The 19,930-nt window shown below is 38.2% G+C and carries 15 protein-coding genes; 12 read left to right on the forward strand and 3 right to left on the reverse strand.

The features are described 5' to 3' along the window. Positions 1-50: 50 nt before the first annotated feature. Together ACWNMY_RS17875 and ACWNMY_RS17880 are read right to left on the reverse strand one after the other, a co-directional pair. Positions 51-245 (reverse strand): small, acid-soluble spore protein, alpha/beta type, encoded by a 195-nt coding sequence (locus ACWNMY_RS17875; RefSeq protein ID WP_449539606.1) that lies wholly within the window; start codon positions 243-245, stop codon positions 51-53. A 231-nt stretch (positions 246-476) separates the two neighbouring features. After that, on the reverse strand, positions 477-1,409 hold the full coding sequence (locus ACWNMY_RS17880) for a CobW family GTP-binding protein (RefSeq protein WP_449539607.1): 933 nt from the start codon (positions 1,407-1,409) through the stop codon (positions 477-479). 100 nt (positions 1,410-1,509) lie between these two features. Here ACWNMY_RS17880 and ACWNMY_RS17885 point away from each other — a divergent pair, with 100 nt between their 5' ends. The 5 genes from ACWNMY_RS17885 to arsC all read left to right on the forward strand — a co-directional run bounded on the left by ACWNMY_RS17885 (position 1,510) and on the right by arsC (position 7,090). Further along, positions 1,510-2,562, forward strand: a complete 1,053-nt coding sequence (locus ACWNMY_RS17885) for a GGDEF domain-containing protein (protein WP_449539608.1) — start codon at positions 1,510-1,512, stop codon at positions 2,560-2,562. Between the two features lie 338 nt (positions 2,563-2,900). Further along, a complete protein-coding gene (gene abc-f / locus ACWNMY_RS17890; protein WP_449539609.1) occupies positions 2,901-4,586 on the forward strand; it encodes a ribosomal protection-like ABC-F family protein in 1,686 nt (561 codons plus the stop codon). A gap of 149 nt (positions 4,587-4,735) precedes the next feature. Next, complete coding sequence (locus ACWNMY_RS17895) at positions 4,736-5,080, forward strand: ArsR/SmtB family transcription factor (protein ID WP_449539610.1); 345 nt, start codon at positions 4,736-4,738, stop codon at positions 5,078-5,080. A 272-nt stretch (positions 5,081-5,352) separates the two neighbouring features. Further along, a complete protein-coding gene (locus ACWNMY_RS17900; RefSeq protein ID WP_449539611.1) occupies positions 5,353-6,648 on the forward strand; it encodes an arsenic transporter in 1,296 nt (431 codons plus the stop codon). A 22-nt stretch (positions 6,649-6,670) separates the two neighbouring features. Continuing rightward, positions 6,671-7,090 (forward strand): arsenate reductase (thioredoxin), encoded by a 420-nt coding sequence (arsC, locus tag ACWNMY_RS17905; RefSeq protein WP_449539612.1) that lies wholly within the window; start codon positions 6,671-6,673, stop codon positions 7,088-7,090. A 43-nt stretch (positions 7,091-7,133) separates the two neighbouring features. Here arsC and ACWNMY_RS17910 read toward each other — a convergent pair whose 3' ends face one another. Beyond that, the gene (locus ACWNMY_RS17910; RefSeq protein WP_449539613.1) at positions 7,134-8,366 is read right to left on the reverse strand and encodes an aminopeptidase; all 1,233 of its coding nucleotides are present in this window, start codon (positions 8,364-8,366) and stop codon (positions 7,134-7,136) included. Positions 8,367-8,785: 419 nt separating this feature from the next. On the opposite strand from ACWNMY_RS17910, the gene ACWNMY_RS17915 reads away from it, so the two are divergent. The 7 genes from ACWNMY_RS17915 to ACWNMY_RS17945 all read left to right on the forward strand — a co-directional run bounded on the left by ACWNMY_RS17915 (position 8,786) and on the right by ACWNMY_RS17945 (position 19,875). Then, positions 8,786-9,289 (forward strand): DUF1648 domain-containing protein, encoded by a 504-nt coding sequence (locus ACWNMY_RS17915; protein WP_449539614.1) that lies wholly within the window; start codon positions 8,786-8,788, stop codon positions 9,287-9,289. Continuing rightward, positions 9,208-9,996, forward strand: a complete 789-nt coding sequence (locus tag ACWNMY_RS17920; RefSeq protein WP_449539615.1) for a copper homeostasis protein CutC — start codon at positions 9,208-9,210, stop codon at positions 9,994-9,996. Before ACWNMY_RS17915 ends, ACWNMY_RS17920 begins: the two co-directional genes overlap by 82 nt. Positions 9,997-10,209: 213 nt before the next feature. Further along, positions 10,210-13,191, forward strand: a complete 2,982-nt coding sequence (locus tag ACWNMY_RS17925) for a PD-(D/E)XK nuclease family protein (protein ID WP_449539616.1) — start codon at positions 10,210-10,212, stop codon at positions 13,189-13,191. Then, entirely contained in the window at positions 13,184-16,393 is a 3,210-nt protein-coding gene (locus ACWNMY_RS17930; RefSeq protein WP_449539617.1) for a UvrD-helicase domain-containing protein, read from the forward strand. Before ACWNMY_RS17925 ends, ACWNMY_RS17930 begins: the two co-directional genes overlap by 8 nt. A gap of 92 nt (positions 16,394-16,485) precedes the next feature. Continuing rightward, positions 16,486-17,862, forward strand: a complete 1,377-nt coding sequence (locus tag ACWNMY_RS17935) for a class II fumarate hydratase (RefSeq protein ID WP_449539618.1) — start codon at positions 16,486-16,488, stop codon at positions 17,860-17,862. A gap of 56 nt (positions 17,863-17,918) precedes the next feature. Beyond that, positions 17,919-18,737: an NAD-dependent epimerase/dehydratase family protein gene (locus ACWNMY_RS17940; protein WP_449539619.1), complete on the forward strand. Its 819-nt coding sequence runs from the start codon at positions 17,919-17,921 to the stop codon at positions 18,735-18,737. Between the two features lie 172 nt (positions 18,738-18,909). Beyond that, a complete protein-coding gene (locus tag ACWNMY_RS17945; RefSeq protein ID WP_449539620.1) occupies positions 18,910-19,875 on the forward strand; it encodes a bile acid:sodium symporter family protein in 966 nt (321 codons plus the stop codon). The last annotated feature ends 55 nt before the right edge of the window (positions 19,876-19,930 follow it).

Below are 19,930 nucleotides of genomic sequence, written 5' to 3' on the forward strand. Positions count from 1 at the left end.
ATGTTCATAAAAGAAGGAGGCCCTGTTGGTAGGACCTCCTAAAGGAAAGGTTATCGCTGCGAACCATTTCCGAGCTGTTGTTCCGCCATACGAATGAGGCGTTTTGTCATCTCGCCCCCAACGGAACCGTTAGCGCGTGCGGTCGTATCTGCACCTAGCTGAACTCCAAACTCATTGGCGATCTCTTGTTTCATTTGATCTAGAGCATTTTCGCTACCTGGAACCAATAGTTTGTTTCTTGCCATGATACATCACTCCCGACAAGTTTTTGAGTAACCAAACGATTACTCATTATCTAAGTTTCCACCAGTAGCATAAAGCATTCACTTTTAAAGGTGGAAATTCAAACCATGCGAGTCGACTTTGGACCATAACCTTTGGGATTAGGCACATAAATTACCAATTTTTAGAGAATTTGGCACAAAAAATTTCGATATTGGCATATAGCCTTGAAAATAAGCAATAACCACCAAGCTTTATTTTTCCTCTATGCTAGCTTCCTCCATTTTCTCCATTTCAGTTTTCATCCATTGTGGACTAAGCTTTTCACCGATAAATACCAATGTAGGCTTGTAATTCATCAGCTCTTTTAAATAAATCGGTGTTCCATAAGAGTATTGGAATAAATACGTGTTTGTAGAATGGGTAAATTTCATATAACCCTTTATCCGATAAATGGTGTCAGGCATATTTCGAAGCCAATTCTCGAACAAATCAATATCAATTGGGTATGAAAAAGTATGTACATATGTTTTGAGCTTTAAATCAAGTTCCACATGTGCACGTTCGTGTGGCTTTCGTTCAGCTTTTTTGAGAGTCCGCAGATTGTCAAGCTTCACTGCAGCATATTTTGTTAACATGCATTTTGCATCACTGTTTATCGATTGTATTTCGTAAATGATTTGGCTCTGTTCCTGTTCTGTTAAATGGTCTACTTTATTTAGTAACAGTACATCAGCATGGTGAACTTGTTCTCTTAATAACATTTGCAATTGAGCGCTGAGAGCATCTCGTTCCTTCCAACGCTGCGCATCGATAAGTGTAACGATGGATTGTACGACTAATTGATTAGCAAATAGCGGCGACATGCATGCATCCAAGACCTCAATCGGATGTGCCACACCAGTTGTTTCAATGTAGATTGCATCAAGGTCATAATCCTGCAATAGCCCCTGCAGGTGAACCTCAAGCTGACCTTGTATCGTACAGCACACACAGCCATTTAACAACTCTTTTAGAGGAGTATTCTCAGATACAGCATTAGAATCAATTGAAACCTTGCCCAACTCATTCATTACGACTGCTACTTTGCGTTCTAAATCTCTTTCTTGCGTAAGTATGTTTTGTAATAAAGTGGTCTTTCCACTTCCTAAAAATCCAGATAAAATAAAAACTTCAACTTTTTTCATTCTGACTCCTCGTTCTGTCTTTCTTATAGAGTGTATATCTTTTATAATTAGTGATACCACTATTATAACGAATATTTGCTAACAGGGAAGAGGAACACCTTTGAAACGATTCAATACAGAAGATTATTCATTTGCAGATTTAAAAATAAAAACATATAAATTCATGATCCCTGTGCTAATCATTGCTTCTCTTTTTGGCATTTTTCTAGATTATATAAATGAGTTTGAAAGTATTTATAACAGGTATGCCTTGCCGACCATTATGGCTTGGCTATTACTTATGAACTTTCTTATTTTCAAACTCAGTTCGCGTCATTTTCGATATATTGAATATGTAACCTTTGTTTTCGGAAGTATTCTATTTTTAGGTAAATTTTATGTTACGATTCATTACGAGTTTGGTGTTAACGGATTAAATACGTTTGGAGAATTTTTTGATTGGATTCCTTTGTTATTTATTTTTAATTTTTTCACCTTTAATGGTAAAAGAGCTCTAACTGTATCGTTATTATTTTTAATTTCAACCTTGCTAATAGCGATAGATTATGTCGTTTCACATGATTTTGACCGGCTAAGTGTAAGCCCAATTGTTCAGTTCCATTTTTCAAATATCGTGTATGTCATTGCCCTATACTTTCTACAAAGGCTAAAAGAAGCTTTGTTAGATGCGAATGCGTTGAAAAAGTCATCCAATACGGACTTTTTAACGGAGCTACCGAATAGAAGGTACATGCACAACCTCCTCCTTATCGAACTAAAGAAGAAAGATAAGCTATCTGTTATTCTATTTGATGTGGACGATTTTAAAAAAATTAATGACAGATACGGACATGATATCGGGGATGCTGTATTGATAAAAATTTCTGAGTGTGTTAAGTCCTTCCTAGCTGATAAAGGTTTGCTTGGTAGGTGGGGCGGTGAAGAGTTCCTTATCATTCTCCCAAATATGTCTGTTTCAGAAGCATCAGAGATAGCCGAGGGTATTCGGTTGTTGTTAGAGCAAACAACGGTAGAAAAGGTAGGAATTGTTACGTCTAGCTTTGGCGTTACAGAATTAAGGAACAATGAGGCGATTCATCTTTTGCTTAACCGAGCCGATAAGGCATTATACGAAGCAAAGGATTACGGTAAGAATCAAATAAGAGTCAGATGAGATTGACATTGGTCTAAGAATACACATATACTAAAGCTAATTAAGTCGAAAGGAATGGTATAGGGGCAATGGATAACTAATCTTATTTTCAGACCGATTTTTCAATAAAATGTGTGTTCATCATGAAGGAGCGCAGTTGACACTCGAAACATTCTGTGTCGATTTAGTCAAGCCTCCACATGTTTATTTGAACATCAACATATGAAAAATGTGTATCTAGAGAATAGGATTCGTATGCCCTTTTCCAACTCCATTTGTATGTGTGTTATGTACATTCATACGTTTATTTGTGCTGGAAACATACAACCTCTCTAGATACATTCTAGGGAGGTTTTTTTATGTCATTATTAAAAATTAGCGGGATAAAGAAGAGTTATGGAGAAAAAGAAATTCTGAAGGATATCGAGTTAAATGTTCAAAAAGGTGATCGAATTGGAATTGTCGGAAATAACGGGGCAGGTAAAACAACACTTGCAAATATTCTTACTGGGAAGATAGAGATGGACCAAGGGGCTATTGAAATGCCCGCTGGAACAATTTCGATTGGGTATGTTAAGCAGGCAGCCGAGCTTTCCTCACAGGAGTTGCAAGAAACTTCTATGTCTGGAGACAATCTGAAAAAAACTAGTCAGCTTGGATTGTCGAAGGTCCATACATGGGATATAGAGCGAGGAAACCATCTGAGTGGAGGGGAAAGAACAAAGTTAACACTAGCAAAAGTATGGGCTACTATGCCTGACTTGTTACTGTTAGATGAGCCGACCAATCATCTTGATTTAAAGGGTGTAGAATGGCTGATTAAGGAAATGGAAGCTTTCCCAGGAACTATTATAGTAATTTCACATGATCGGTATTTTTTAGATAAAACAGTACAACAAATTATTGAAATTGAGGACGGAGTGTCTTCACTTTATCCTGGTAATTATTCAAACTATCTAAAAGAAAAAGAGAGACGTTTCTTAAGTCAACAACACAACCACGAAATCCAGCAAAAACGGAAAGAAAAAATTGAAAACCAAATGAATAATCTACAAAATTGGTCGCAACAGGCACATAATCAATCAACGAAACAAGACGGATTTAAAGAATTTTACCGTGTGAAGGCTAAAAAAATGGATAAGCAAATTAAATCGAAAATGAAGCGTCTTGAAAAAGAACTAGAGAAAAATAAAGTTGATAAACCTAAAGAAGAGAAAGAGATCCAGTTCTATTTTAAACAACCCAATAAACGTGGGAAACGAATTGTTGAAGTGAAAAATGGCTGCAAAAAATTTAATCAAACTACCCTCTTCCAAAATAGCTATTTTTATCTTACCCATGGTGAAAGGGTGGGGATATTTGGTGAGAATGGCTGTGGTAAAACTACCTTACTTCAAATTATTATGGGGAAAATGGAGCTAACAAGTGGGGAGATTTGGAAAAGTAACTCATTAAAAATTGGGTATTTGTCACAGGATATGACGGACTTAGAAGATACAAATACGATACTTGATTATCTAGGACTTACAAGTAAAGAAGAAATCAGTGAAGCGAGGACTTTACTTGCAAATATCGGTTTTCCAGCAGATAAACTGACTCAGCCTATTGCAAGCCTTAGTTTAGGGGAACGAACAAGGGTAAAGCTAGTTAAGCTCTTGTTGGAAGAAATCGATTTATTACTTTTAGATGAGCCAACAAATCATCTCGATCTGGCAAGCCGGGAATCATTAGAAAATATGTTGAAGTCTTTTGGAGGTACGATTTTGACCGTATCTCATGACTATTACTTTCTACAGAAAATGTGTGACAAATTACTTGTTTTTGAAAACACCGAAATTAAGAGGGTGGAAATGACTCTTGAGGAATATCAGCAAAGAGAACAGAAAATGATAGAAACCAATGTAGAGGAAGAAAAGCTTCTAATTGAAAATGAAATAAGTGTATTAATTGGCAGATTATCCATCCTTTCGAAGGATGACTCGTGCTACCAGGAATTGGACAATCGACTACTAGCGTTGATGAAAAAGAAAAGGGATCTGTTATAGGAAAAGAGCTTGTATAAAGAATAAAGTAGGTTTCAAACTATGCTTACTGGAACCTACTTTTTCTTTGCGAAATTGATACTTGTAAATTATATATAAGCAAAGTATTATATAAGTGAATTATTATATAGTGATGATTTGGAGGTGCTTTTGTGCAAAAAGCGACCCTAGAAGTAGAGAAAGCAGCAACTGTTCTAAAACTGCTAGGAGATAAAACGCGTTTAACAATGGTTAAGATTTTGGACAATCATGATTGTTGTGTATGTGAATTTGTCGAAATATTTAAGACAAGTCAACCAGGAATTAGTCAGCATATTCGTAAACTAAAGGACGCTGGAATCGTTCGGGAAACACGAAGAGGACAGTGGATTATTTACTCACTGAATAAAGAAAGCGAGTATTATCCATTTGTACAAGACCTGCTAGAGCATCTGCCTAGTCAGGATTTTAGGCTAGAAGAGTTAGAAGTACAGGGATTACGTATCTCATGTAATTAATAAATGATGTTCAAACAGTTTGGTGAAAAATGACACAATATAGTTGAGCTTCGACTAAATACCGACACGTCCTATGTCGAACGTCGAAGTCACCACATCCTGTGAAAGTACGTTGGCATGCTTATCCGGTTCTTTCAAGATTCGCATCTTTAAACTTTCGACGCACAAGACGTGCTAGTGTCGACATTGCTTACATGCTACAGGAAGTGGCGTTCTTGTCGACGTGGCCTTTTCATCCTCCTTTTGAACAGGTAATTAATGGGGGTTTTACATTGACATCAGTACTAGTAGCATCAGGAATTTTCTTACTAACACTTGTTTTGGTTATTTGGCAGCCTAAAGGATTATCAATTGGTTGGTCGGCATTTGGGGGAGCGATACTCGCTTTACTCGCAGGAGTTGTTGATTTTAACGATGTGGTTGATGTGACAGCGATTGTGTGGAATGCGACTTTAGCATTTATTGCCATTATTATTATTTCTTTAATACTAGATGAAATTGGATTTTTTGAATGGTCTGCCCTTCATATGGCACGAGCAGCAAAGGGTAACGGAGTTCGGATGTTTGTGTATGTATCCATTTTAGGAGCATTAGTTGCAGCTTTCTTTGCCAATGACGGGGCAGCATTAATTCTAACTCCAATCGTTCTTGCAATGGTTCGAAACTTAAACTTTAACGAAAAAATGGTATTTCCATTTATTATGGCAAGTGGATTTATTGCAGATACGACGTCTCTACCACTAGTAGTAAGTAACTTAGTTAACATTGTGTCAGCAGACTTTTTTGGTATTGGTTTTGCCGAGTTTGCATCAAGGATGATAATTCCAAACTTCTTTTCACTTGGTGCAAGTATTTTAGTGTTATATCTCTTTTTCCGTAAGAGCATTCCAAAGAATTATGATATGACTCAATTAAAAAAGCCAGTAGATGCGATTCGCGATGTGAAAATGTTTCGATTATCCTGGATTGTACTAGGAATACTACTTATTGGATACTTTGGAAGTGAATTTACTAATATTCCTGTATCCATTGTTGCAGGTATTGTTGCGATTTTCTTTTTACTAATGGCAAGAAGAAGTTCAGTAGTAAATACGCGTTCCGTGATAAAAGGTGCACCTTGGAATATCGTATTTTTTTCAATCGGAATGTATGTAGTAGTATATGGCTTACGTAATGAAGGATTAACAGATATACTATCAGACTTGATTCAAGTAACAGCAGACCAAGGATTATTCGTTGCAACAATTGGAATGGGATTCATTGCAGCTATCTTGTCATCTGTTATGAACAACATGCCGACTGTTATGATTGATGCACTTGCAATTGCAGATACAAATACAAGTGGTGTTATTAGAGAAGCGCTTATTTATGCGAATGTGATTGGTTCTGACCTGGGTCCAAAAATTACACCAATTGGTTCCCTTGCAACACTATTATGGTTGCATGTGCTTTCGCAAAAAGGAGTAAAGATTTCATGGGGAACATACTTTAAAACAGGTATCATCCTAACCATCCCAACATTGTTCATTACGTTAGTTGGTTTATATATTTGGTTACTAATTATCTAAAAGACTAAAAGGAGATTCATTTATGTCTAAAAAAACAATTTATTTTTTATGTACAGGTAATTCATGCAGAAGTCAAATGGCAGAAGGATGGGGGAAAAAGTATCTAGGTGATGAATGGAACGTACTAAGCGCGGGGATTGAAGCACATGGACTAAACCCAAATGCTGTAAAAGCGATGAATGAAGTTAACATTGATATTTCTAACCAAACTTCAGATATTATTGACACTGATATCCTAAACAGCGCTGATTTTGTAGTGACTTTATGTGGAGATGCGGCTGACAAGTGTCCGATGACACCACCACATGTAAAACGAGATCATTGGGGATTCGATGACCCTGCAAAAGCACAAGGAACAGATGAAGAAAAATGGGCTGTGTTCCAGCGTGTTCGAGACCAAATCGGCGAAAGAATTAAACGATTTGCTGAAACTGGAGAATAAAAATGAAAAACCAAGAAATGCTCTCTTGGTTTTTTTGTTCTTCCTACAACGCCCAATTACCATTCCGGAAAACGGGTTCGGTCGTACCGTCTTCTGTAATCCCATCAATGTCCATTTCAGCTGAGCCTACCATGAAGTCAACATGGGTGATGCTGGAGTTAGCACCTTTTTCAACAAGCTCTTCACGAGACATTGTTTTTCCACCTTCGATACAGAAGGCATATGCATTTCCGATTGCAAAATGGTTGGATGCATTTTCATCAAATAGCGTATTGTAAAAAATAATATTTGATTGTGAGATTGGAGAGCTGTGAGGAACAAGTGCGACCTCACCTAAATAATGGCTACCCTCGTCTGTTTCTACAAGTCTTTTTAATGTATCTTTACCAGTTTCAGCCTTTACGTCAACGATTCGTCCATTTTCAAACGTTAGTGTAAAGTTTTCAATTAGGCTTCCTCCGTAATTAAGAGGTTTTGTACTAGATACATAGCCATTGACACCTTCTTTTGCAGGTACGGTGAACACTTCCTCCGTTGGCATATTTGCAACAAACTCTATATTTCTTTCATTTTTTCCACCGCCACCAATCCATACGTGACCTTCAGGTAATTCTACAACTAAATCAGTACCAGGTGCTTTATAATGTAATTTACTATATTTTTTCTGATTCAAGTATTCAACCTTCTCATGGAGGGTAGCATTATGTTCCTTCCATGCTTGAACAGGATCTACTACGTTAACTCGGGTCGCTTGGAAAATCGCATCCCATAACTTTTCAACTTGTTCTTCTGAAGAAAGAGTAGGGAATACTTTTTCAGCCCAACTTTCTGATGGAACAGCTATAACTGACCAACTGACTTTATCAGATTGAGCATAACTACGATACTTTTCCATTGCCTTTCCTGCCGTTTTGTTTGCATTTGCAATGCGCTCAGGATCCACACCCTTTAGTAGATCAGGATTAGAGGAGATAATGGATAAAAAGGCTGCCCCATTTTCAGCAAGATCTTCCATTCCCTTTGCTTTCCACATTGGATAATCGAGAAAAGCTTCATCAGGTGCAAGGTCAAAACGAGTACGTGTAATTTCATCATCATTCCATTCCACATAAACATTTCTCGCACCAGCCTCATAGGCTTTTTTCACAACCTTTCGAACATAAGCAGCAGCTGAAATAGGTGCATTAATAAGTAAATTCTGTCCCGTTTGAACATTCACACCGACCCGAACAGCTAAGTCAGCATATTTTTCTAATAATAATTCGAAGTTAGACATATGTATTCTCCTTTGTCTAGTGCTAGTAATTCTAGCATAAAAGTAAGATGGTTCTTTACTAGTGTAACAGAAATGATTTGGCCAACGAAATAAGAAAATTGAGTATTTTAAAAACTGGATATTGGGTTTTGTTATTATGTTTCCTTTTTTCATATTTCTCAAGATTACGAATCATACGAGGTGTATAAGATATGGCATTTTCCAACTTCATCCAAAAGTCCAATCATAAGCCAAGATTAAGTCATATCTTCTTCTACGATAAACATAAACGATGTTCAAACTAGACTTTTTATCAAAATTCCCTGTCTAAAACAAAACTGGGGGAAGAGAAACGGGCTGTCTGGGCTGTCTTTTTATCTTAAACTGAAACCATTGCCTCTCTCTTTTCGTATAAAAAGTATGAAAGGGAGTGGTCATTTATGGTAAATAACTCAAGGCCGGTGTTAAAGATACCAAAATCCTTATCTGAAAAAATATTGGAAGTGCTGTCGGTTCTATGCTTACTTGGAATATACATTTTCATTATTGTGAACTGGAGTGAAATACCTGATAGAGTTCCGACCCATTTTAATTTCGCAGGAGAGCCTGATAATTGGGGTGGTAAAGCAAGTGTCCTTCTCCTCCCAATCATTGCAACATTCTTGTTTAAGACATTGTATATCCTAAGCAAATTTCCTCATGTTTTAAATTATCCGGTAACCGTTACAAAGGATAATGCGGAGCGTTTGTATCGAGCTTCCCGGGAAATGATGATTACCATAAACTTTTTTATGACCTTCTTTATGTCTCTAGGGGCATGGGAAATGATACAAATTGCTCAAGGATTAGAAGGCATGGGGATTTGGTATATGATTGGGTTTTTATTGTCTATTTTCGGGACAATTGGCTATTATATGTACAGGATGTTTACATTACGCAAGTAAAGAAAGTAGGAATTGATGTGTTAATTGAAATTATCGTACAAAATGTTGAAGATGCAAAACTAGCAGAGAAAAATGGAGCAAATCGTCTAGAACTCGTAACGGCCATGACAGAAGGGGGCTTAACACCTTCATATGGTGTAATCAAAGAAGTAGTTCAGAATGTCTCTATACCTGTTCATGTAATGGTCCGTCCACATGGTTATTCGTTTACGTATTCGGAGTATGATAAGCGAGTAATTTTAGAAGATGTTAAAATGATAAAAAAGCTTGGTGCGGCAGGGATTGTTTTTGGATCTTTAACGGAAGACAGAGAAATCGATGTAAGCTTCCTTGAAAAGGTGATTGAATCTGCTAATGGCATGAAAATTACCTTCCACCGGGCAATTGATGAGGCAAGGGATATCTTGGAAGCGTATAAGACACTTCAACATTACAGTGACTCCATACAAACAATTTTAACATCAGGAGGAGAAGCAACAGCTTTAGCTGGAGTTGAGAACCTTGCATCAATGATTGAGTTAGCTAGTCAGAAATCATCACCCGTCATTATGCCTGGTTCAGGATTATCTCATAACAACATTGTGGAACTCCACGAACAGCTACATGCGACAGAATACCATTTTGGATCGGCAGTAAGGATAAATGGGAAGTTTAGCGAGCCGATAAATGGGAATACTATACAAAAGATAAAAGAATTACTAAACTAATACAACGAAGGATGTCTGAATGAAGATTTGGACGTCCTATTTTTTATTTTTGGCAAAAGTTGATAGAAAGTGAAATAAAACCGATAGAATCAAAATAACGCCGATAGACCAAAAATAACACCTGATAGATTAAAATAACACCGGCAGAATCCGGTTTATTACCGAAATATCAGCAATAAAAGAGAAAACCAGTTATAACAGGGAGTGAAATCGTTGGAAGTTCTCACTAAACAGCTAGAAACCATATGCAAAGAACATGTTTTAATTGAAAAAATCCTACTTGTGGACTCGTATATGATTGGGGAGCAAATCATAAGGCAGTTAACGGACAAAGGGTGCCATGCAGTTAATCTAAAAATCAAAACAATCAAGGATATTGCGATGGATTCCGTGTCAATTTCACACAATCATGTAATGAGTGACGCACTGGGGGCACATTTCATGTATTCCATTTTAGGCAAGCTTGAACCAAACCTAACCTATTTTCATGAAGTAGAGATAACCCCAGCCTTAAGCCGTGGTATGTACCAAACGATAAAACGTCTACGTTTGGCAGGATACACAAGTAGTACACTTTCGAGTACCTTTTTTGTATCGGCAGAAAAAGGTGCGGATATGATACGAATTCTTGCGTCTTTTGAACAATTGCTATTAGAATCTACTATACACGATGAGGCAGAGCTTTACCGACAGGCTCTAGGAAAATATAACTCTAGAGGAAAGCTTTTTATCCTTCAAAGTAACCTAAAGGTTGCCTATTTACAGGAGGAGTTTCTAAAAGATGTCGTACCAAAAGAATATGTTCATCTACCAATGGAACTAGTAAAAGGGGTTCCAACGCCCGAGGATTCAACATTTTCGAAGGTTGTATTTGGAGAAGATACTCCATTAAGCTATCTCTATAATGTGGAACAATCCCCAACAACTGTGCCGACACTTTCCCTTTTTTCTGCTAAAACGGTAGACATGGAACTGAAGGAAGTACTATTTCAGATCAAAGAAAAAGGGCTCCGTTTCGATGAGGTAGCCATTTTTTATACCTCGAGTTCACAATATGTAACCGTGATGTATCATTTGGCAGAGCGCTTAGATGTACCAGTTGCGTTTGGGGAGGGGATTCCGATTGGCTTTACGCGTCCAGGAAAATTAGTAGCGGGGCTTATAACATGGATGAAGGATTTTTATAGTGCAAAAGCTTTTGTAAAACTCCTTCAGGGTAATGCGATTGAGTTGGATGAAGACGCTCCTTCAAAAGCGAGATGGGCAGATTTGCTACGGAAAGCAAATATCGGCTGGGATCCTAAACGTTATGCTGTGCTTTTGCAAGCGAAGATTGAGGAAATGGAAGCAGAACTTGCAGAAATAGAGTCCGGGGAAAGCAAACTCAAAGCAGAAAAGCGAATTGAAGAGTATTCATTTCTAGTAAAATGGTTTACCTCTGTATTTGCGCATATGCCAACCAAAAAACAAGATGGTACATTTCGCTATCACGAACTATTACACGCTGTTCGCTATTTTCTAGAAAACTATTGCAAGGTTACTTCTGGATTTGACAAAGCTGCGAAAGAGGGATTAGTGGAGCGTATCGAAAGTCTACTTCCGTATGCAGATGAAGTCGTAACCGAAGCAGAGGGGTTCCAACGGATTGAGGAGGATTTCCTTTCGGTTCGTGTAGGACAGTCACGGCCGAAGCCTGGTTATTTACATATAACAACTTATAAACAGGGTATCTTTATTAATCGACAGCAAATATTCGTAGTTGGGTTAGATAATCAACGCTTTCCAGGAAATTTGGGGGAAAATCCACTTCTTCTTGATATGGAAAGAGAGAGAATAGGCAGGCTACTGCCGCTTGAAAAAGAGAAGCCAAAGCGAGATCTGTATGAGATGTTGCAGCTACTAGCATCATCTGCAACCCGTGAGATTACAGTCAGTTATTGTAGATTTGATATCAACGAAAACAGAACGATTTCACCAGCTTATTTATTTTTACAATGTTACCGTATCCAATCTGGTGACCACTCAGCAGATTTTACTACTTTAAGAGAAAAGATTCCTAGTGTGGATCGAAATCTCCTTTTAGAAGCAAAAGACTGGTGGATTGGGAAACTCACAAGCTCGGCAAAAGTGCAACAAGATGAGTCAATTTTAACCCATTACTCACATATTGGGAGAGGGTTGTATGCTGAAAAAATGAGAATAGATTCCTCATTTACCATTTTTGAAGGAAAAATTGAAAGCGATACAACTCCGTTTGATCCTAGGAAAAACCCTGATATTACCATTTCGGCTGGTAAGCTTGAAAAAATTGCAACTTGTCCGTATGCCTACTTCCTAGAAAATGTCTTACGTATTAGGGGAATTGAAGAAGCTACATACGACCCAACAAAGTGGTTAGATGCTAAAACAAGGGGGACTCTACTTCACGAGATTTTCGAGAAGTTTTATAAGGAAGTCCAAGCTCGTCAAGTAAAGCCTTCCTATACAGAGCATATAGACCTTCTTCTTCAAATTGCTAATGAAAGCCTGGAGTATGTGAAAACTATTGTTCCGTCTCCGAATGCGCGTACAGAGCGTATCGAATCTGAGGAGATTATCGAATCGTGTGAGACCTTTTTACGAATTGAAGAGGAGAATAGTGAAAAGGGAGAGCCGCTTTATTTTGAGTATTCCTTTGGGAAAGAGTCACCAGCAGTCATTGAGCTTCCTTCTGGAACGGTACAGGTTAGGGGGATTATTGACAGGGTCGATCAACTTCCAGATGGTTCCTATCATATCATCGACTATAAAACAGGAAGTAGTTGGGGATATAAGACAAAGGCATTCTTTAAAGGTGGGCGTCAGCTACAGCATTTACTTTATACTTTAGCAATTGAGGCCCATTTAGGAATAGAGGAAGGGTCTGTGAAGAAAAGCTCATATGTATTTCCAACGCGAAAAGGAGCAGGGAAACGGTTTGTACGAGAGCAAGTAGAAGCCACACGTACAAATGGGAAAGACATTTTAGACAACCTACTCTCCATAATTGAACATGGTCATTTTACAATGACAGATGATGAGAATGATTGTAAATTCTGTGAACTAAAAAGTATTTGTCGACGTTCTACGTATGATAAAGATGCATTGAAACAGAAACAGCAGGATCCGACAGCCCATGGAATAAAAAGCTTTTTGGGGGTACGAGCCTATGACTAAATCAATCATTGATCAGGAAGCAAGAGATAAAATTAAGAATGTCCTAAATCAGAACTTCCTTGTTGAAGCGGGGGCAGGTTCAGGAAAAACAACCAGTCTTGTAGAACGAATGATCAACTTAATATATACAGGTAGTGCAAAGGTCGGGGAGATTGTCGCAATTACCTTTACGAGAAAAGCGGCTGATGAGTTAAAAACAAGGTTTTTAACAGTGTTAGAAAAGAAGGTGAAAGAGGAAACCAACCTAGATGTTAAAATCCGGCTCGAAGAAGCACTACAGAACATTGAGGAATCCTTCATCGGAACGGTTCACGCGTTTTGTGCTCGCTTGCTTAGAGAACGTCCTGTTGAGGCAGGACTTGATGTCAACTTTTCAGAACTAGAAGAAGCAGAAGACAATAAAATAGCGGAAGCGGCTTGGTATGTGTATATTCAAAAGCTTGAGCAAAATAGTCCTCATAAAAAGAGAATTGTGAGGGAGCTAGGACTTGAAGAAAAGGAGCTAACTGATCGGTTTTGTAAAATGAAAAAATACCCTGATGTTGAGTGGGCAAGCGATAAGGTTGAAAAGCCTAGTCTAGAGGGTACATTTCAAAGCTTTATTACGCTGTTAAATGAGGCAAGCCGCTACATTCCAGCAGATATCCCGAAAGGACCCGATCAGCTACAGGAAGCAATTAAGGACGCACTTCGTTTAGTGAACTACCGAGAGAAAACCGACCAGCTGATGCTCGAAATCTTTCGGATGTTTGATAAAAAATCTGCAGGTAAAGTTACCCAATACAAATGGGTAACAAAGGAAGATGCGAAGGAGTACCAAGCTAGGATAACAGATTTTGTTGAGGACCGAATCCAACCCTTACTTTCAAATTGGAGCGAGTATTGTCATCCATTTGTTATTGAACTATTTCAAGGTGCACTTGTGGAGTATGAAAAAATAAAGCAGGAACGCTCGTTGATGAATTTTCAAGATTTATTGATGAGAACAGCGCAACTTTTAAAGCATAATGCTGAGGTACGGACCTATTTTCAAGAGAAATATCAAAGGCTTTTAGTGGATGAGTTTCAGGATACCGATCCGATTCAGGCTGAGATCATGTTTTATTTAACCGGTGAGGACGTCACGGAAACAAATTGGACAAAGTGTAAGCCACGTTGGGGTTCATTGTTCGTTGTAGGGGATCCGAAGCAGGCGATATACCGCTTTAGGCGCGCAGATATCGATATATACAATCTAGTAAAGGAATTGATCGCCTTTCATGGCGGTGAGGTACTTCAGCTTATCATGAACTTCCGGACGGTAGATACGGTCACTCAGCTTTTAAACGATGTATTTAAGGGGCAGTTACCAGAGGAAGAGACCGTGCATCAGGCCGCTTATCGACCACTCCAATCCTATAAGAAAGGGAATGATTCGGAGCTTACGGGTATCAAAAAGCTTGTCATCTCAGATGATTTTGCCAAAAATAAAGGAACCATTCTTGAAAAAGATGCAGAGAGTATTACTTCCTACATCAAGCTGTTACTTGCCAAAGGTCACGAGCCCCGAGAGTTTATGATTTTAACAAGATTAACCGAAGGCATAGATGTCTATGCTTCTGTTTTGGAAGAAGCGGGAATCCCGGTTAGTGTCAGTGGTGAAATGGAGATTGGAACAGTAGCAGAATTTCAAGATCTCATTAGACTGTTACATGCACTTGTTGATACCACCGACCAGATTGCCTTCGTTGCAGCACTGCGAAGTATCTGGTTTGGTATAAGTGATGAAGAATTGTTTCAATGGAGACAGGCTGGGGGTGTATTCTCACTCTATGCGGATTTACCTAACTCGCTGAAAAACGAGACAAAGCTACATTTTCAAGAGGCTTTAACAAAGCTACAGAAATATGCAAAGTGGAAGACAGCATTTTCTCCTGCAGTTGCGATTGAAAAAATACTAAATGACATTGGGATTTATCCATTATTCCTTGCAAAAAGATATGGTCAGAGGGAAGTAACGAATCTCCTTCAAATCTTAGAAGCTCTTCGTGTAAAGGAAGAGACCGAAGCAATTACGTTTGGGCAAGCTACCGCATATGCCCAAGAACAAATTGAGGAAAAATCAAAGGTTATAAGTCTTGACGAAGACGTAAACGCTGTTCGAATTATGAATGTCCATAAAGCAAAGGGGTTAGAAGCATCCATAGTATTTTTGGCCTTTCCAGGAAAAAAGACAGAAATCATCAAACATATATGGTCCCATATAAGTCGGGAAGATCAATCTTCGACAGGGTATTTTATGTTTTCAAGGAAACATGGTTCTACCAATAAACCAGTTGCCCAGCCGTTACAGTGGGAGGAATTACTTCATGCGGAGGAAGCTTATTTAATAGCGGAAGAAATCCGAGTTTTATATGTGGCTGCTACAAGAGCAGAGAAGGCTATGATTATTAGCACGCTCGAGACGAAAAACAGCAACAATCCTTGGAATCTTCTTTTAGAGGGGCTTCCAAATCTGGAAGAAATAGAAGTTCCAGATCCTGTTCAGGATACAATAATAGATTCGGAACGTTATGTTACATACAGTGAATTTCAAGAAGAAACGAGAGGGTTGCTTTCTTGGATTAAGGACAGAACTACTCCTTCCTTCTCAACTTATAGTCCAACAGAGGAGAAGAAAGATATTTTCACATTAGAAATTGAACGTGAAAAAGGGGGCGGATTAACCTGGGGGACTGTCATCCATGAGGTATTTGATAAGATAGTAATGGGTGTTGAAGTCGAGAAAGCAATCGTAGATAGCTTGCAGAAACATGAACTTTCATTAGGAAGAATGGAGGAGATTGCTCAAACTATTGATCAGTTTACGAGAACAAACATCTGGGAGGAGTTACAAAACGCGGAGCAAGTGCTAACCGAAGTGCCGTTCACGTTGAGGATAAGTGCCCTGGACCCATTATTTGAGTATCTGGACAAGGAGAACAGGGGAAAAACCATGTATGTAAGTGGTGTTATTGACCTTGTGTATAAGATACACAATTCATGGAATATCATCGATTATAAAACGGATCGGCCAAAGGACCTTGCAGATTTACCAGAGCTTACAAGCTTCTATAAAGATCAAATTAATATATACCATCAAATCTGGGAAAGAATTACTGGTGAAGAAGTGGCGAGTAAACAGCTCTACTTTGTGACCCCGAACAGATTTGTAACCGTATAAGTAAATCGCTGAAGTGGAAATATTGATTATTACCCAGGCACTCGGGAAACAATACCAATAACTAGTAGTTTCTAAAATGAAGGAGAGAAAAAATGGATACATCTAACCAGTATCGATTGGAAAATGATCCTTTAGGTAATATTATGGTTCCCACTTCAGTTTATTATGGTTCGCAAACGCAACGGGCTGTAGAAAATTTTCAAATCAGCGGATTAAAGCTACCCCGAGCGTTCATTCGGGCGCAAGGAATCGTGAAGGCGGCAGTTGCAACTGTTAATGTTGAATTAGGAAAACTTTCGCCCGAGATGGGTCACGCAATTACCCATGCAGCTGTAGAAGTAATGGAAGGTCGTTGGGATGAGCACTTTGTAGTGGATGTCTACCAAGCGGGAGCAGGAACCTCACAAAATATGAATACCAATGAGGTCATTGCAAAACGCGCTACCGAAATAATGGGAGGTAATCAGAAGATTCATCCCAATGACCATGTAAATATGTCGCAGTCTACGAATGATACATTCCCTTCCTCAGTTAATATCGCTGCCACAGAGATGTTGATTCAGAAGCTACTCCCAGCTCTACATAAGCTTGAACAAACATTTCATAAGAAAGCTGAACAATTTATGCCTATCCTGAAATCGGGGCGTACACATTTACACGATGCTGTTCCAATACGTTTGGGCCAAGAGTTCTCTGGCTACGCAGAATCAATTGGATCTGTTCGCAGACAGTTGGAAGAAAAAGTGGAGTCTCTTTATCAAATTGGTTTAGGTGGAAATGCTATCGGAACATCCATCAATTTGGAAGAAGATTATACGCCAAAAGTTATTAGAGAGGTTTGCAAACTGACAAATTTACCATTTCGTAAACCTTCCAATATATTTGCATTTATGCAAAATATGAATGAGCCAATCCGCTGTATGTTGACACTAAAAGAATTGGCCGTTCATCTCATTAAAATCACTAGTGATCTGCGTTTGCTTAGTTCAGGTCCGAGAACAGGGTTTGCTGAAATTACATTACCTTCTGTTCAACCAGGATCCACGATTATGCCTGGTAAAGTAAATCCAGCGATTTTAGAAATGACGCACATGGTCTGCTGTCAAGTAATTGGATATGAAACGGCTGTTTCAACTGCAGGGACAGCCGGACAATTAGAAATAAATGTAATGATGCCGATGATTGCCCATACATTTTTACACTCAATTGAAATTATGACAAATGCGATTCAAACGCTTGAATCAAAATGTATAAATGGCATTCAAGCGAATGAAGCGCAATGCAGAAAATGGATGGAAGAGAGTCTCGCATTGGTAACTGGATTAAGTTCGAAGGTTGGCTATGATATGGCTTCAGAGATTGGGATGCAGGCAGATGAACAAAACAAAACGTTAAAACAAATTCTTGAAGAAAAAGGCTTATTAACAGAAGATGTACTCAAGGCAATTGATCCAAAAGGGATGATTTAATAACAGATTACACTAAATTATGATTACCGAAGAAAGAACAAAAAGGAGCATAAACATTGAAAAAGAAGCTTGCAATTATTGGAGGAACTGGTCTCATTGGCTCCATTCTTGAAGAAGGTTTAAAGGAAAAATATGATATGGTCATCCTTGATAAAAAGGTAGGTCAGAAGCCACATCATATTGAAGTTGATGCTACCGACTTTGATGACCTCATTGGTAAAATCCCACGGGATTGTGATGCACTTGTAAATTTATTAAATGTAAAAACTAATAACGACTTTCAGGATTTGTCGCAATTTCATAAAAAGACAGAGGTTCATTTTTTTGCATCCTTTTATATTCTTCGTGCGGCCATTATGTTAGGAATACCTAAAGTGGTTTATGCAAGTAGTAACCATGTGACAGATTTTTATGAAAAAGATGGTATTTCCGAACTTGGCAGGAAAATCAATGTGAACGACTATCCCTTCTCCAAGAATTTATACGGAACACTTAAATTGGCTTCAGAGAATATCGGTCGTATTTTGGCATACGAAGAGGAAAATAATCTCGCAGTAATTAATCTGCGAATCGGAAGTGTTAGACGTGATGAGGCTGAGGATTTACAAACTATGCCTCGTTTACACAAAACCTTGTTAAGTCATGAGGATGTCATCCAGTTATTTGATTTAGCAATCCAGTCAACGGTTACATTTGGCACCTATTACGGAGTTTCTGATAACAAAGATAAACCATGGTCAACAGATAATGCAACTCGTGAACTGGGATTTGTTTCAAAGGTGAATGCTGAGAATATTTTTAAACAAAAAGAAACAGGAATGGATGGCTTTTTCGCCTACAATGAAGAACTGGAAAATCAAAAATGGCTTAATTAAATGACCCTTCAAGTGAGGGGCTTTTTTTTGCTAAGGACTAGGGTATACAATTGGGTAAAAAAACTAAATTTTAAAAATTTTCAATAATGACCTACCAATTAAATATAGAGTTGTAGTATACTAAATAAATAGTTTAGCAAAACGAAGGATTTTTTGGAGTAGGAGAATGGTGATGTTACAAAAGTTAAATAAGAAATTAGAAAAGTTCATGCCTCTTATTACACCAACAAGTGTTGTCATTGGAGTGTTACTAACCGCCTATTTAGCACCTTTTTCATATCTAGTTCCTTGGATTTTTGCGGTCATTACATTTTCTGGAGCACTAAGTTCGAATTTTAAATCTCTACACAGGGCAATCGCGAATCCATTTCCAATCATAGTTGCTCTGCTTGTCTTGCACCTAATTATGCCGGCATGGGCATTAATGGTAGGACACCTAACCTTTCCAGGAGATAGCTTTACTATCACTGGTCTAGTCTTGGCAGTTGTAATACCAACAGGAGTCGCAAGCTTTATCTGGGCGTCAATGAAGAACGGAAATATCGCACTTACTCTTTCTATTATATTAATCGATACCTTAATTTCTCCTTTTGTTGTACCGTATAGTTTAACCTTATTTGTTGGTAGTAATGTAGAGATGGATATTCTAAGTATCATGAAGGGACTTATCTACATGGTTGTTCTGCCATCTATACTTGGTATGATTGTTAACCATCTAACAAAGGGGAACTGTACAAAGACAATAAGCCCCATCTTATCACCATTTTCAAAAATATTTCTTGGAATCGTTATCATGATTAACAGTGCTGAGATTGCTCCGTACCTCCAAAATATTAATTTAAAGCTTATTAAAACGGGAGTAATCGTATTTTTTATTGCATTCTGTGGCTACTTAGTCTCTTGGGGGATCGCGCGTTTACTGAAATTCGATAAGGATATTATAATTGCGGTCATCTATACAGGTGGCATGCGAAATATAAGTGCAGGTGCAGTCATTGCGATTACTTTCTTCCCACCCGAAGTCGCTGTTCCTGTTGTAATAGGAATGCTATTCCAGCAAATACTTGCTTCGATTTATGGGGTCTTTATTGATCGGGCGTATCCCTTTCAAAAAATGGATCAAAAAATCTCAGCATAGAAGCATATGACGGTGAGCGTTAGTGACTAGTTGCTAGCGCTTTTATTTAGTGTTT

Source organism: Ferdinandcohnia sp. Marseille-Q9671 (assembly GCF_976954385.1).